Origin of the sequence: Endozoicomonas atrinae, from assembly GCF_001647025.1 — a bacterium.
Taxonomy (GTDB): domain Bacteria; phylum Pseudomonadota; class Gammaproteobacteria; order Pseudomonadales; family Endozoicomonadaceae; genus Endozoicomonas; species Endozoicomonas atrinae.
Genome location: NZ_LUKQ02000832.1, coordinates 1 through 337, shown reverse-complemented (window position 1 = coordinate 337; position 337 = coordinate 1). Strand labels below are relative to the sequence as shown.

Genomic DNA, 337 nt, shown 5'->3' with positions numbered 1-337 from the left:
GTGGACCTCACCGATGTCCAGACCGTCAGTGTCACCTCCGACACCAGCGGCTATCTCGGCACCTTTACCCCAACGGTCAACAACAACACCACCAGTGACGGCACCGGGCAGGTGGACTGGACCTTCAGTGTCCCCGATGCCGATATTGATGACCTGGCCGCGGGTCAGGTGCTGACCCAGACCTACACGGTGACGGTCAACGATGGCAACGGCGGCACCGTGGACCAGCAGGTGACGGTGACCATCACCGGCACCAATGATGTACCGACCATTACTGCAGCCACCGATGTCACCGGCGCGGTGACCGAGATTGTGGATGGCGGCACCGGTGAAAACA

General features: G+C 61.4%; 1 protein-coding gene. It reads left to right on the top strand.

Going from position 1 to position 337, the window contains the following annotated elements:
- Window positions 1-337, top strand: a 337-nt coding sequence (locus tag AK963_RS30790; RefSeq protein WP_175404817.1) for a VCBS domain-containing protein, incomplete at both ends; no start/stop codon positions are given.